At 72.4% G+C, this 13,975-nt stretch carries 14 protein-coding genes and 2 pseudogenes; 2 read left to right on the forward strand and 14 right to left on the reverse strand.

The window, feature by feature from the left end; genetic code table 11:
- Positions 1-10 precede the first annotated feature (10 nt).
- Positions 11-1,664 (forward strand): annotated as a pseudogene (locus tag VLY81_RS09030) (IS1634 family transposase).
- Between the two features lie 70 nt (positions 1,665-1,734).
- Here VLY81_RS09030 and VLY81_RS09040 read toward each other — a convergent pair.
- From VLY81_RS09040 to VLY81_RS09065, 6 genes are all read right to left on the reverse strand, one after another.
- Positions 1,735-2,349, reverse strand: a complete 615-nt coding sequence (locus VLY81_RS09040; RefSeq protein WP_324667841.1) for a carbon-nitrogen hydrolase family protein — start codon at positions 2,347-2,349, stop codon at positions 1,735-1,737.
- A gap of 16 nt (positions 2,350-2,365) precedes the next feature.
- A complete protein-coding gene (locus tag VLY81_RS09045; RefSeq protein ID WP_324667842.1) occupies positions 2,366-2,788 on the reverse strand; it encodes a sulfite exporter TauE/SafE family protein in 423 nt (140 codons plus the stop codon).
- 4 nt (positions 2,789-2,792) lie between these two features.
- On the reverse strand, positions 2,793-3,158 hold the full coding sequence (locus tag VLY81_RS09050; protein ID WP_324667843.1) for a TSUP family transporter: 366 nt from the start codon (positions 3,156-3,158) through the stop codon (positions 2,793-2,795).
- 18 nt (positions 3,159-3,176) lie between these two features.
- Positions 3,177-3,872, reverse strand: a complete 696-nt coding sequence (locus VLY81_RS09055) for a metal-dependent hydrolase (RefSeq protein WP_324667844.1) — start codon at positions 3,870-3,872, stop codon at positions 3,177-3,179.
- Between the two features lie 75 nt (positions 3,873-3,947).
- Positions 3,948-5,027, reverse strand: coding sequence for an isocitrate/isopropylmalate dehydrogenase family protein (locus tag VLY81_RS09060; protein WP_324667845.1), 1,080 nt, complete (start codon positions 5,025-5,027; stop codon positions 3,948-3,950).
- A gap of 46 nt (positions 5,028-5,073) precedes the next feature.
- Positions 5,074-6,018 (reverse strand): NAD-dependent epimerase/dehydratase family protein, encoded by a 945-nt coding sequence (locus VLY81_RS09065; protein WP_324667846.1) that lies wholly within the window; start codon positions 6,016-6,018, stop codon positions 5,074-5,076.
- A gap of 173 nt (positions 6,019-6,191) precedes the next feature.
- Between VLY81_RS09065 and VLY81_RS09070 the strand changes: the two genes are divergently transcribed.
- On the forward strand, positions 6,192-6,917 hold the full coding sequence (locus tag VLY81_RS09070; RefSeq protein ID WP_324667847.1) for a DUF554 domain-containing protein: 726 nt from the start codon (positions 6,192-6,194) through the stop codon (positions 6,915-6,917).
- Positions 6,918-7,177: 260 nt separating this feature from the next.
- On the opposite strand, the pseudogene VLY81_RS09075 reads toward VLY81_RS09070, so the two are convergent.
- The 8 genes and pseudogenes from VLY81_RS09075 to VLY81_RS09110 form a co-directional block, all read right to left on the reverse strand.
- A pseudogene (locus VLY81_RS09075) lies at positions 7,178-8,413 on the reverse strand (NADH-quinone oxidoreductase subunit N); the annotation flags it as partial.
- 1 nt (position 8,414) lies between these two features.
- The gene (locus VLY81_RS09080) at positions 8,415-8,648 is read right to left on the reverse strand and encodes a hypothetical protein (RefSeq protein WP_324667848.1); all 234 of its coding nucleotides are present in this window, start codon (positions 8,646-8,648) and stop codon (positions 8,415-8,417) included.
- A complete protein-coding gene (locus VLY81_RS09085) occupies positions 8,588-10,381 on the reverse strand; it encodes an NADH-quinone oxidoreductase subunit L (protein WP_324667849.1) in 1,794 nt (597 codons plus the stop codon). Before VLY81_RS09085 ends, VLY81_RS09080 begins: the two co-directional genes overlap by 61 nt.
- 12 nt (positions 10,382-10,393) lie before the next feature.
- Positions 10,394-10,702, reverse strand: a complete 309-nt coding sequence (gene nuoK, locus VLY81_RS09090; RefSeq protein WP_324670376.1) for an NADH-quinone oxidoreductase subunit NuoK — start codon at positions 10,700-10,702, stop codon at positions 10,394-10,396.
- Positions 10,702-11,358, reverse strand: coding sequence for an NADH-quinone oxidoreductase subunit J family protein (locus tag VLY81_RS09095; RefSeq protein ID WP_324667850.1), 657 nt, complete (start codon positions 11,356-11,358; stop codon positions 10,702-10,704). The genes nuoK and VLY81_RS09095 overlap by 1 nt, the downstream gene beginning before the upstream one ends.
- Positions 11,355-11,885, reverse strand: coding sequence for an NADH-quinone oxidoreductase subunit NuoI (gene nuoI, locus VLY81_RS09100; RefSeq protein WP_324667851.1), 531 nt, complete (start codon positions 11,883-11,885; stop codon positions 11,355-11,357). The genes VLY81_RS09095 and nuoI overlap by 4 nt, the downstream gene beginning before the upstream one ends.
- 32 nt (positions 11,886-11,917) lie before the next feature.
- Positions 11,918-12,919, reverse strand: coding sequence for an NADH-quinone oxidoreductase subunit NuoH (gene nuoH / locus VLY81_RS09105; RefSeq protein ID WP_324667852.1), 1,002 nt, complete (start codon positions 12,917-12,919; stop codon positions 11,918-11,920).
- Positions 12,916-13,971, reverse strand: a complete 1,056-nt coding sequence (locus VLY81_RS09110) for a molybdopterin-dependent oxidoreductase (RefSeq protein ID WP_324667853.1) — start codon at positions 13,969-13,971, stop codon at positions 12,916-12,918. Before VLY81_RS09110 ends, nuoH begins: the two co-directional genes overlap by 4 nt.
- Positions 13,972-13,975: the final 4 nt, after the last annotated feature.

The raw sequence follows: 13,975 nt of genomic DNA on the forward strand, positions 1-13,975 counted from the left end.
TGTAGGCACGATGTACGTGCGCACCGTCACTTCCAAGGGCATCCAATACGCCCAGCTTGCCCATAACGTCCGGGACCCCAAGACTGGACAGCCCCGGGCCCAGGTGCTGTACACCTTCGGCCGGGTCGACCAGCTCGACCTGGACGCGCTGCGCCGCCTGGTGCGCAGCATCGCCCGGTTCCTGCCCCCCGACGAGCAGGCCCAACTGCAGAAGGATCTCGGCATGGAGTGGCCCTTTCGGTACCTGGGCTCCCCGAAGCTGGGCGGGACGTGGCTTTCGGACGGGCTGTGGCGGCGGCTGGGCATCCAGAAGACCTTGCAGCGCCTGCTCAAGCGCTGCCACTACCAGACCCCCATCGAGCGGCTCCTCTTCGCCATGGTGGCCAACCGGGCCCTGGCGCCGTCCAGCAAGCTGGCCATCGAGAAGTGGGTGGCGCAGGACGTCTACATCGACCAGCTGCCCGCGGTGGAAGTCCACCAGCTCTACCGGGCCATGGACTTTCTGCTGGAGGCTGCCGAGGCGATCCAGCGCGAGGTCTTCTGGACGCTGGCCAACCTCTTCAACCTCGAAGTGGACGTCATCTTCTTCGATACGACGACGGCGTACTTCGAAATCGAGGGCGAGGACGCCGACGGGTTGCGCCGCTGGGGGCACAGCGCCGATGATCATCCGAAGATGGCCCAGGTGGTCATCGGCTTGGCCGTGACCCGGACGGCATCCCGGTCCGCTGCTGGGTCTGGCCCGGCAACACCGGCGACCAGAACGTCGTGGCCGAGGTCAAACGGGATCTCAACGGCTGGAAGCTCAACCGGGTGGTCGTGGTGTTGGACACGGGCTTCAACTCCGAGGCGAACCGCCGCATCCTGCAGGGCGCCGGCGATCACTACATCATCGGGGAGAAGTTGCGGGTGGGCCCCCAGGGGTGCCCGCGGAGGCGCTGCGCCGGGCGGCAAGTACCGCAGGCTTCCCGACGGGCTGGAGATCAAGGAGGTCGTGGTCGGAGGGGATAGCGCCGCCCGCCGGCGCTTCGTCATCGTCCGCAACCCCGAGGAGGCCGAGCGGGACCGCCAGAAGCGGGAGTCCATCCTGGCCGAGCTTCGCCAGCGGCTCGAAGCGCTCAAACAGAAGCAGGGCGAGGCGCATACCAAGGCAGCCTGCGAGCTGCGGGCCCACGAGACCTTCGGCCGCTACCTGCGCCAGACGTGGGCGCGCGACTGGTCATCGACGCGGCCAAGGTTCGCCGAGAAGCCGCCCTCGACGGGAAGTTCGTGATCAGCAGCTCCGACGACTTTTGCCCGCCGAAGACCTGGTCTACGGCTACAAGCAACTCTGGCAGGTGGAACGGGTGCACCGGGACCTGAAGCACACGGTCGACGTCCGGCCGATGTACCACCGGCTCGACGACCGCATCCGGTCCCACGTGCTGCTGTGCTGGCTGGCCCTCCTCATGATCCGGGTGGCCGAGAACGAGACGGGCCAGACCTGGCGACAGATGCGGGATCTGGTCGCCCCCATCGACGTGGGCCGCCACGCCACCGCCCACGGCGAGGTCTGGCAGGTCCGCCCCCTCACCGAAGAGCAGAAGGCGCTGTTTCAGGCCCTGAAGGTCGACCGACCGCCCCACTACCTGAAGATTGTGACGCCCACCCGAAAAACGGCGTAGATACAACCGCTTTGTCCACCTCAGCCCTTATAGATCCCGTCATGTCGCTCTTTGTCACCTTGAATTGTCGCTACGAGCTGTTCAACGCCAGTCCGATGGCGGTGGGCATCACCCGCAGCTCGTCGAGGGGGGCGGGTGCGATGTCGAGCTCGCCGGGCCCCTCGATGGGGGTCAGGTGCGTCTTGGGCTGCCAGCCCAACAGCTCGCCGTTGGGGCCGAAGACGTAAGCGACGTTGGCCGTGACGCAGGGCCGGTACGGCGCAGGCAACACCGCCGAGCCCGCCACCACGAAGGCCCGGTACCGGCGGGCGGCCTCGGAGAAGATGCGCCGGTAGGCCCGCTCCACCGCAGGGCCCAGGGTCAGCGCCAGGGCCCGCACCCAGCCGGCCCGGCAGCGCAGCCGCCGCACCATCACCTCCAGCCGTCGGCGCCGGATGAGCGCGGCGATGGCCTCGGGCAGCGTCGTCGCCCTGCGCAGGATGTCGCCGTGGCCGAAGAAGACCATGAACGTGCCGACGTCCTCGGGAAAGGCCACCAGCAGGGGGCCCTCCTGTCCCACCCTGCGCCGGATGGTGGCCATCCAGGCGTCGACTCTGCGGTAGAAGGCCGCCTCCGAGACGTAGTCGTCGGCTCGCAGCTCCTGCTGGACGCAGGCCAGGTGCAAGCGCCCCTCGGGCATGGCCATCTCCCCTCGGTCGGACCTACGGGCGCTCTCTTGCCCGCCCCCGCCGCCGGCTCCTGCCGCCGGCGCCCGCCGCCCGGTCCGATGGGCGGGGCCACAGCTCGTAGAGGCCGACGGCCAGCAGGAAGAGCCCGTAGACCCGGCTGAGCGCCGCGCTGGCCATCTGGTTGGCGAGCCAGGCCCCTGCCACCGCCCCGACCAGCACCCAGGGCGCCAGGCCACGCAGGAGCGGCGCCGCGATGCGCCCCGCTTGCCAGTGCAGCCACGCCGCGGCCAGGGCCGTCGGGATGAAGGCGGCCAGGGAGATGGCCTGCGCCCCTTGCTGCGTCAGCCCCATGGCCAGCACCATGACGGGCACCAGGAGCTTGCCACCGCCGATGCCCAGGCCCGTCAGGACTCCCATGGCCACGCCGAGCCCGATGGCGACCAGGACGGCCGTCAACGCCTCATCCCCACAGCATCCGCACCGCCGCCACCACCAGCGCCAGCCCGAAGAGCCGCCGCAGCCGCACCGCCGAGAGGTAGCGCATCAGCCACGCACCGACCAGTCCCCCCAGGGTACCGCCCAGCGCCACCAACAGCCCCACCGCCACCGGCAGGCGGCCGTGGCTCGCGTAGACGCTCAGGCTGACCGACGAGGCCAGCAGGATCAGGGGGAGCGCGGTGCCGTGGGCGGCCGCCCGCGGCGCCCCCATGAGGTGGTCGAGGGCGGGCACCAGCAGCGTGGCGCCCGCCCCCAACAGCCCGTTGAGCAGGCCGACCAAAAGGCCGATGACGGCCCGACCGGCCCCTCGCCAAGCCCGTCTCGCCACGGGCTTAGTATGCGGCAGTCACACCTCCAGCGCCTCGCCCGGACGCAGCACCCGCACCTCCACGCCGCTCTGCCGGGCCCGGACCGCGAAGGCCTGGGGGTCCTGGCGGATGACGTCGAAGGTGTCGTAGTGCATGGGCACCGCCAGCCGGGGCTTGAGAAGCGACAGGGCGTACAGGGCGTCGTCGGGCCCCATGGTGAAGTTGTCGCCGATGGGGACGAAGGCGACGTCGATGGGGTGCCGCTGGCCGATGAGGGCCATGTCGCCGAAGAGGGCCGTGTCGCCGGAGTGGTAGAGGGTCTTGCCGTCGAGCCGCACCAGGTAGCCGCACGGGTTGCCGGTGTAGACCGTCTGCCCGTCCTCCTCGGCCGCCGAACCGTGCCATGCCGGCGTCAGCTTGACCCAGCCCCACCCGAAGTGCCGGCTGCCGCCGATGTGCATGGGATGCACGGTGGCGCCGTGGCGCTGGCAGTACATGGCCAGCTCGAAGGGCGCCACGACGGTGGCGCCGCTGGCTCTGGCGATGGCCAGGGCGTCGCCCAGGTGGTCGCCATGCCCGTGGGTCAGCAGGATGGCCCGGGGCTTGAAGGCATCGGGCCGGGCTCCCGCTCCCTCGGCCTGCGGGTTTCCCGTCACGAAGGGATCGATCAGGATGCTCGACCCGTCCTGTCCGATCACCTCCACGAAGGCATGTCCCCAAAACCGTGCTCGCATCGACGGCAACCCCCCATCCCTTCTGGCCGGGCGACCGACGAGCGCGCCGAGCGGCCCCGCTCGGGTCCCGGCCCGTCAGACGCCCGCCTTCAACGCCGCGATGATGGCATCCGCCATCTCCCGGGTGCCCACGGCCGTGGGGTCGTCCCGGTGCGGCTTGAGGTCGTAGGTGACGTACCGGCCCTCCGCGATGACGTGGGCCACGGCCCGCTCGAGCCGATCGGCCGCCCCCTGCTCGCCCAGGTGGCGCAGCATCAGCATCCCCGATAGGATGAGGGCGGTCGGGTTGACCTTGTTGAGCCCCTTGTACTTGGGCGCCGATCCGTGGATGGCCTCGAAGACGGCATAGCCGTCGCCGATGTTGGCGCCCGGCGCCACCCCGAGCCCTCCGACCAGGCCGGCGGCCAGGTCCGAGACGATGTCTCCGTAGAGGTTGGGCATCACCAGCACGTCGTAGAGCTCGGGCTTCTGCACCAGCTGCATGCACATGTTGTCGATGAGGCGCTCCTCGTACTCGACCCTGCCCTCGTACTCACGCGCCACCTCGCGGGCCACCCGGAAGAAGAGGCCGTCGGTGAACTTCATGATGTTGGCCTTGGTGACGGCCGTCACCTTGCGGCGGCCATGGGCCAGGGCGTACTCGAAGGCGTACTTGACGATGCGGCGGCTGGCGCCCGGCGAGATGGGCTTGATGGAGATGGCCGCGTCGGGCGCGATCTTGCCCTTGCCCATCTCGACGATCTGGCGCGCCTCCGGCGTGCCGGTGTCGAACTCCACGCCCGCGTAGAGATCCTCGGTGTTCTCCCGGATGATGACGAGGTCCACGTGCTCGTAGGGCGAGCGCACACCTTTGTAGAGCTTGCACGGCCGCACGCAGGCGTACAGCCCCAGCTCCTGGCGCAGCGCCACGTTGACGCTGCGAAAGCCGGTGCCGATGGGGGTCGTGATGGGACCCTTCAGGGCGACGCGGTTCTTGCGGACCGATTGCAGCACCTGCGGGGGAAGGGGGGTACCGTAGCGCTCCATCACGTCGGCGCCGGCATCCACCACCTCCCACTCGATCTGGACGCCGGTGGCGTCGATGACCCGCCGGGCGGCCTCGGCCAGCTCGGGGCCGGTGCCGTCGCCAGGAATGAGGGTTACGGTGTGTTTCAACGCTGTCAAACCTCCTCGTCGAGGGATGGGCGATACCGTATCGAGATTAGATCTCGTAGGCCCGAATGCCTTCCCGGAAGGGCACCGGCGGCACCGCGAAGGCGGTGTAAAAGGGGCGAGCGTCGCCCGTGCTGCCCCGGGTGAGCAGCTCCAGCTGCTGCAGCGTGACGGGGAATCCCGGCAGCGCCTGGCCGGCCCGCACCGCCGCCCTGACCCACCCCAGCGGCACCCGCACGAAGAGCGGCCGGACGCCGATCCGCTCGGCCACGGCCGCCAGCAGCTCCCGGTAGGTGAGCACGTCCGCACCGCCGACCTCGTAGAGGCGCACGGACCCCGGCCCGCCGCCGGCCGGCAGCGGCTCCGCCACCGCCTGGGCGACGGCCTCCGCGACGACCCAGACCGGCACCGGCTGCAGCGGGAAGGCGCCGTCGCCGAAGACGGGAAAGAGCGGCAGGCGGCGCATCAGGCGGGCCAGCATCCCGACGAAGCCGTCACCGGGGCCGTAGATGATGGAGGGGCGCAGGATGACGAGATCGGCGAAGCCCGCCTCCCGGGCGATGGCCTCGGCCAGACCCTTGGTGCGGGGATAGGGCCACGGGTCGTCCGGGTCGGCCCCCAGGGCGCTCATCAGCACGAAGCGCCGGATGCCGGCCGAGCGCGCCGCGGTCACCAGCCGGCGAGTGCCCTCGACCACGACGCGTGCGAAGGTGACGCCCTGGCGCGGACGCTCGCGGATGATGCCGACCAGATGCACGACGGCATCGGCCCCGGCCACCAGCTCCGAGAGGGCGCCGGTCTCCAGGAGATCTCCCTCCACGACCCGCCCGCCGGAGCGGGCCACTTCGGCCAGCGTGCGGTTGGCCTCGCGGGGACGCCGCCGGTCCCGCCCGGGCCGGCGCAGGACGGCCACCTGGAGCCCGCGGCCCAGCAGGGCGGCAACGACGGCGCGGCCCACGAAGCCGGTGCCCCCGGTGACCGCCACGTGTCGCACGTGCGTACGCCAGCCCCCTCTCGGGCCCCGCCGGGGCGGCCCCGTCGCGTCGCTCCGGCGAGGAACTCCTCGGATGGCGGCGAAACGATGACGACGTCGTCGCCGATGTCGATGGCTCTTTCGAGCCGGGCCCGTCTTACCCTCCATCGGGACACGGGAGGCAGCCGCCAGCCATGGTCGGGACCCTGGTCAACGCCGCCGCCGTCGTCGCCGGGAGCACGCTGGGCATGGTGCTGCGCCGGCGCGCCGATCCTGCCGCGACCGACACCGTCATGCAGGGACTCGGGCTCGTCACCCTCTTCATCGGCGGGCAGATGGCCTACGAGGCCATCGTCACCCGGCAGCCCGCCGCACCGCTGCTGCCGGTGCTGGTGGGCATGGCGTTGGGGGCCTACCTGGGTGAGCGGTGGGCCATCGAGCGGCAGCTGGGCCGGCTCGGCGAGCGGGCCCGGGAGCTGGTGGAGCGGCGCTTCGGCCGGCAGGACGGCGAGTTCGCGCGGGCCTTCGTCGCCTCCAGCCTGCTCTTCGTGGTGGGGCCCATGACGGTGGTGGGCAGTCTGGCCGACGGCATGTCGGGCGACGCCCGCATCCTGCTGACCAAGTCGGTGATGGACGGCATCGCCTCGGTCGCCTTCGCCTCGGCGCTGGGACCGGGCGTCTTCCTGTCGGCCGGCACGGTGCTGGTCTACCAGGGGGCGCTCACCCTGGCCGGGGCCGCGATGGGCCGGGCGTTGGATCCCCTGACGATGGGCACCGTCGACGCAGCCGGGGGGCTGCTGATCCTGGCCATCGGGCTCAACATGGTGGGCGCCACCCGCCTGCCCACCGGCAACCTGCTGCCGGCCCTGGCGGCCGCTCCCCTGCTCGCGTGGCTCTGGCGCGGCCTGGGCCTGCCCTGAGCCATGGCCCCGACCCGGCTCAGCCTGGGCCCGGCGCTCAACCCAGGCTCACCCAGGCGAGCCGGGCGAGCCCCAGTAGCGGCTCCGGCCAGACCCCCAGGGCCACCAGGGCCGCCGCCGACACCACGACCGCGACGGCCAGCAGCCGACGCCGGCCCGCTCCGCGCCACCGGGCTCGTCGGGGCCGGCGCCTCCGGCGAGCGGCGCACGGCCCGCTCTACCAGCTTGAGGTACGGGTAGGCCAGGATGGCGGTCGAGGCGACCAGCATGAAGGCCAGCCACTGCGCCCCCTCGCGCACCGCCGCCCCCACCAGCAGCACCTTGCCCACGAAGCCGCCCGTCAGGGGCATGCCCACCAGGGCCAGCACGAACGCCACCAGCGCCCACCCCGCCAGCGGGTCGCGCCCGACCGCCCCGTCGAGCATCTGCAGCGGATAGCGGGAGGCGGGCGCGGGCTGCAGCAGGGCCACGGCCGCGAAGATGCCCAGGTTGATCAGCGCGTAGCTGCCCAGGTAGAAGAGGGCCGCCTCGATCCCGGGCCGGGTCAGGTGCGGCAGGGCGATGAGCAGGTAGCCCGCGTTGGCGATGCCGGAGTAGGCCATGAGCCGCCGCAGCTCGGTCTGGCGCAACGCCCCCAGGCTGCCGACGGCCATGCTGAGCGCGGCCATCAGCCACAGCGGGCGCTGGGCCTGCTCGGGCGCCGCCAGCGCCACCCGCAGCAGGGCGGCGAAGGCGGCCGCCTTGGTGGCCACCGACATGAAGGCGGTCACCCCCAGGCCGGCACCCTCGTAGGCGTCCGGCGCCCACAGGTGCAACGGCGCCAGGGCCAGCTTGAAGGCGATCCCCACCAGCACCAGCACGAGGCCACCCGTCCACAGGCGTTGGGCCCCGGGCGCGACGCCGGCTCGGCCGATGGCGTCGAGCGCCAGCTCGCCCGTGGCGGCGAAGACCAGCGCCATCCCCAACAGCAGCAGGCCCGACGCCACCGAGCCCAAAAGCAGGTACTTGAGCGCCCCCTCGCGGGCCGCCGGCTCGCGCCGGTGGTAGCCCACCATGACGTAGAGCCCCAGCGACAGCAGCTCCAGCCCCAGGAAGAGCACGGGCAGCGTGGTGGCCGATGCCAGCAGCCCCATGCCCGCCGCCACCAGCAACAAGAGGGCCGAGAAGGCGGCCGGCTCACCGGGGTCCAGGGCAGGTACCGCGATGACGAGCGTCACCAGGGCCGCGACCAGCACGACCCCGTAGACCAGCCGGGCGATGCCGTCGTCCGCCAGCCGGGCGGCGCTCGAGGCCGGCTCGATGATGGCCGGCGAGCCGCCGGTGGCCACGACCAGGCCGGCCATGACCAGCGCCGCCGCCGTCAGGCCCAGCACCCAGCCGGCCCGCCGTCCGGGCGGGGCTGCCAGCTCCACCACCAGCGCCGCCAGCGCCCCGGCCGCCAGGATCAGGGCCGGCATCGCGGTCGAGGGGAAGATCTGCGCCATGTCGAGTTGCATATCAGACCCCTGCCACCACCCAGATGAGCAAGACGGCGGCAGTCGCCAGCACCACCAGCGCGTACCGGCGGACGAAGCCGCTCTGGACTCCCCTCAGCCACTCGCTGGCCTGGGCGGCCAGCAGGGCCACGCCGTGCACCGCCTCGTCGATGCCCCCGGCCTCCACCTGACGGCTCACCCAGCCCGCGAGGCGCAGGGCCGGCTCCACCACCACCCGCCGGTAGGCGTGGTCCACGTAGAGCCCGGCGGCCCAGGCTGCCGCCACCGGCCGGGCCGGGAGCCGGGTGCGGGACGGCCCCGCCGCCCCGGCGTAGACGGCCAGCGCGGCCACCGCGCCGAGGGCCGTGGCGGCGACGGGCATCGCAGGATCCACGCCGGCAGCGCCTCCGCCGCGTGGCCGGCCGCCGCCAGCCCCTCCCGGAAGCGGCCGAAGAAGCCCTCCAGCACCGTGACGGCCCACGCAGTGCGGCCGGGGATCCAGACCCACCCGCCTGCCGTGGCCAGTACGGCCAGCACCACCACGGGCACGCCCATCGCGCGCGCCACCCACGCCGGCTCCGGGTGGCCGTGGCCGCCGTGCGAGGCGGCCTGGACCGCTGGGCCGGGCGCCCCTCCGAAGATGAGGGTCAGCATGCGCACCGAATAGAAGGCCGTCAGGGCCGCCGCCACGATCCCGATGGCCCACAGCGCCACGTGCCCGTGGCTCCAGACCGCCTCCAGGATGGCGTCCTTGCTGTAGAAGCCCGAGAAGGGCGGGATCCCCATCATGGCCGCGGCCCCGACCAGGTAGGCACCCAGGGCCAGGCGCATGGACCGCGCCAGCCCGCCCATGCGGGTCATGTCTTGCTCGCCGCCCAGGCCATGGATGACCAGGCCCGCGGCCAGGAAGAGCAGCGCCTTGAAAAACGCCTGCGTGAAGAAGTGGAAGACGCCCGCCGCCTCGGCGGCCACCCCCACCCCCAGCAGCATGTAGCCGATCTGGCTCATGGTGGAGTAGGCCAGTACCCGTTTGATATCGGTCTGCCCGCAGGCCACCACGGCCCCCATCAGGGCCGACAGCCCCCCGACCCACGCCACCGCGGCCTGCGCCAGCGGTGCCGCCGCGTACAGCGGGTACATGCGAGCCGTCAGGTAGACCCCGGCTGTCACCATGGTCGCCGCGTGGATGAGGGCGCTGACGGGCGTCGGGCCGGCCATGGCATCGGGGAGCCAGACGTGCAGCGGCAGCTGCGCCGACTTGGCCGCCGCCGCCCACAAGAGCAGGAGACCGGCGGCGGTCAGCGCGCCCGTGGGCACGTACGCCAGCCGGTCGAAGAGGACATAGTACTGCACGGTGCCCGTCTGGTGCCAGAGCAGGGCCGTGGCCAGCACCAGGCCCACCTCGCCCGAGAAGGTGACCAGGAAGGCCTTGATGGCCGCCGCCCTGGCGTCCTCCCGCTGGTACCAGAAGCCGATGAGCAGGTACGAGGCCAGGCCCACGTTGGCCCATCCGGCGATGGTGCCGACGAGCCCGTCGCTCATCACCAGCAGGCTCATGGCGAAGATGAAGTAGTTGAGCTGGGCGAAGTAGCGGCGGAAGCCGGGGTCGCCGGCCATGTAGCCCACGGAGTAGACGTGGATCAGCAGCCCGACCCCGGTCACGACGAGCGCGAACCACAGCGACAACCCGTCACCCAGGAGCCCCAGATCGATGCCGGGCGCCTGCGGCCCGCCCAACGACCAAAGCCGGGTCGACAGCCCGACCAGCGCCTCGCCCATGGCCTGCCGCCGGGCCAGATAGTCGAGCAGCGCCGCCACCGCTGCCGCGAAGGCCGCCCCGACCGACGAGACGCCGATCCAGGCCACGGTGCGGGGATCCATGCGCCGGCCGGCGGCCGCCAGCAGCAGGGCACCCGCCAGGGGCACCCCGACCACCGCGGCGGGCCAGAGGCTCGCCACCACACCCTGCGGCTCCGTCACCACGGTCACCGGTCGCCTCCCCTACCCCGCCAGATCGTGCACGTCGTCGACGTCGACCCGCTCGCGCGGGCGGAAGATGATGACCACCAGGGCCAGCCCGATGGCCACCTCGGCGGCCGCCACCGTCATCGCCAGGAACGTGAGGACCTGGCCGGACATGTCGAGCCACCACCGGGCCGCTGCGACAAGGGCGAGGCCGGCCGCGCTCCACATGATCTCGACCGACATCAGCATGGCCAGCGGCGATCGCCGCAAGAGGACGCCCATGGCCCCGATGCCGAAGAGGAGGGCCGCCACCGCCAGGTAAGCTTCCAGCGTCGCACCGGGCATCACCTGGGCTTCACCCCCGTCGCCTCACCCGTGGCCGTCACGGCCACGCCCACCGGCTCGGGGACGCGGCCATCCCCCGCGCCGGCATCGGCCGTGGCCGGCACCTGCTCCGCGCTCGAGGGCAGGTGTGGCTCGACCGTCTCCACCCGGCGGCCCACCAGCACCATCACGCCCACCAGGGCCACCAGGAGCACCAGCCCCGCCAGCTCCAGCTCGAAGGGGAAGGCGGTCAACAGCACTCGCCCGAACGCCTCCACCCCGCCGAAGCCTTCGGGCACCGGCGGCCAGGACGCCGGCGGGCCCCCCACCGCGGTCGATGGCCCGCCCACGGCCATCACCAGGCCGGCCACCACCACCGCCGCCGTCGCGACGCCGGCCGGGAGCTGCCCCCAGAGGCGGTCCTCCGGCCCCTCGGTGGGCCGGTTGCGTGCGCTCAACAGGGAGATGACGAAGAGGAACAGCACCATCACCGCGCCCGCGTAGACGATGATCTGGGCCACCGCCATGAACTCGGCTTGCAGCGACAGGAACAGCGCCGAAAGCCCCGCGAAGTTGGCCAGCATGGCCAGCACGCCGTGCACCGGCGTCCGCGCCGCCACCACGCCCAGGGCGCCGGCGATGGCCACCGCCGAGGCCGCGACGAAGAGGAGGGTCATGCCCGCTCACGCTCCCCTTCGACGCCGGCCGGCTCCCCCTCGCCCCGGCGGGTGACCCCGTGAAACGGCGGATAGACGCCGTCGGGGATGGCGAACGGGCTGGCTTCGGGGGAGACCAGCAGATCCCGCCCGTAGACCAGGGCGTCCCGGGAGAAGGCGGCCAGCTCGAACTGCTGCGTCAGGTGCAGCGCGTCGGTCGGGCACGCCTCCTCGCAGAGCCCGCAGTAGATGCACCGCAAGAGATCGATCTCGTAGCGGAAGGCGTAGCGCTCGCCAGGCGAGTGAGGGCGGGCCGGGTCATTCTCCGCCGCGTAGACGGTGATGGCGTTGGCCGGGCAGGCCACCTGGCACAGCTCGCAGCCCACGCACATTTCCATCCCATTGGCGTAGCGGCGCAGTTCGTGGCGGCCGCGAAAGCGCGGGCTGCGCACCCTCCGGCGATCCGGATAGGGTACCGTGTGCTTGCGCTCCCACAGGAGGCGCCAGGTGGTCCCCAGCCCCTTGAGGATCCCCTTGACCGCAGACATCTCGCTCGGGCCCTCTTCCCTCGGTCGTCCTCTCATCCGGCCAGGGCGGCCCACGACGCGTAGGCCACCAGATTGACCACGGCCAGCGGCAGCAACACCTTCCAGCCCAGTGCCATCAGCTGGTCGTAGCGGAGCCGGGGTAGCGTGGCGCGCACCCAGATGAAGAAGAAGAGCACCGCCGCCACCTTGAGCACGAACCACGCGACGGGGTGCAGGAAGCCCGGCCCCAGCCAGCCGCCCAGGTAGAAGAGCGTGATGAGGCTCGACTGGGTGATGAGGTGGATGTATTCGGAGATGAAGAACATGGCCATGCGCAGCCCGCTGTACTCGGTGTGGTAGCCCGCCACCAGCTCGGTCTCGGCCTCGGGCAGGTCGAAAGGCGCCCGTGCCGACTCGGCGGCTGCGCAGACGAGGTAGAGCACGAATCCCAGGGGCTGCACGATGGCGTAGGGCAGCGAGCGCTGGGCCTCGACGATGTCGGCCAGCCGCACCGACCCCGCCAGCACCAGCACCGACAGGATGTTGAGGGCCATGGCGATTTCGTAGCTGATGAGCTGCGCGCTGGATCGCAGCCCGCCCAGCAGCGCGTACTTGCTCTGCGAGGCCCAGCCGCCCAGGGCCACGCCGTAGACCGCCAGCGAGCTGAAGGCCAGCACCACCAGCACCCCCGCGCCGGGGTCGGCGATGCTCAGGGGGATGGTGTAGCCTGCCACCTCCAGCGGCGGCCCCACGGGGATGACGGCGTAGGCCGCCAGGGCCATGAAGAGGCTGATGACGGGAGCCGCCAGGTAGACGGTGCGGTCGGCCTGCGCCGGGACGATGTCCTCCTTGAAGAGGGCCTTGACCCCGTCGGCCACGGGCTGCAGCAGCCCCCACGGCCCCACCCGGTTGGGCCCCACCCGAAACTGGAAGTAGCCGAGGATCTTGCGCTCGAAGAGCAGCAGGTAGGCGAAGCCGCCCAACAGCAGCAGCACCAGGATCAGCGACTTGATGGCGACGCCCGCCACCCACAGCAGGGGCGAGAGAGCCGTCATGACCGCTGCTCCACCACCTCGGCCCGCACCACCAGCGACGTCACGGCCGGAAGCGGGTCGTCCCAGGCCGTCACCTGGGGCGCGCCCCCCTGGGCCGCCGCCACCGGCACGCCGGCCAGGCCCGCTGCCATGGCCGGATCGACCCGCACGGGCGCTCGGATGGCCCCGTGGGCGGTGCGCAGCTCGACCTCGGCCCCATCGACGACGCCGAGCCGCTCGGCGTCCGCGGGGTGCAGCCGCACCGCCAGCCGCTCCCGGTGCGGGGCGAAGGCGGGATCGAAGGCCACGGTGCCCCCGCCCCCGTAAAGCCGCACGAGGGGCACCACCCGCAGGCCCAACTCCGCCGAGCCGGAGGGGGGCATCGCCGTGTCGGCTGCCGGCGCCCGACGCGGTACTCCCCACAGTCCGCGGGCACGCTCCGGGCTCAGCGCCGCGACCCGGTCGCCCCAGGCGGGCCCCTGCTCGAGGCGCCCGTCGGCACGCACGGCCGCCAGCAGCCCGGCCAGGATCTCGCCGTCGGCCCGGCCCCGCCCATCGGGGGGCAGGGCCGCCTCCAGGTGGTGCGTGACCCCGTCCAGGTCCACCAGCGTGCCCGCCCGCATGGCGGAGGGCAGTGCCGGCAGCACCAGATCCGCCATGGTCGCCGTCGCCGTCACGAAGAGGTCCTGCACCACCACGAAGGCCGTCCGCTCCAGCGCCCGCTCCACCAGGGAGCGGTCCGGGAAGGTCTCCAGCAGATTGGCCCCCACCAGGTAGAGCACCTGGATGCCGCCGTCGGCGGCTCGGCGCAGGATGCCCGCGGTGTCGAGCCCGCCGGGCCCCGGCAGCATGCCTGCGGCCTCGGCCGCCCGGCTCTGGGCCTGATCGCCGGGCACCAGCACGTGCACCTCGGCGCCCGCGGCCTCCAGCGCCTGCGCCACCTCCAGCACGGCTTCGCCCACCGCAGCGGCCGTGCCGTCCCAGGCGCCCCGCGCATCCCAGATCACGCAGGCCCTGGCCCCCGGCTCGCCGGCCACCGCTCGCGCCAGCTCGGCCTGCCAGGCCCGCAACACGTCG

The sequence above is a fragment of the Limnochorda sp. LNt genome (assembly GCF_035593265.1).
Taxonomy (GTDB): domain Bacteria; phylum Bacillota; class Limnochordia; order Limnochordales; family Geochordaceae; genus Geochorda; species Geochorda subterranea.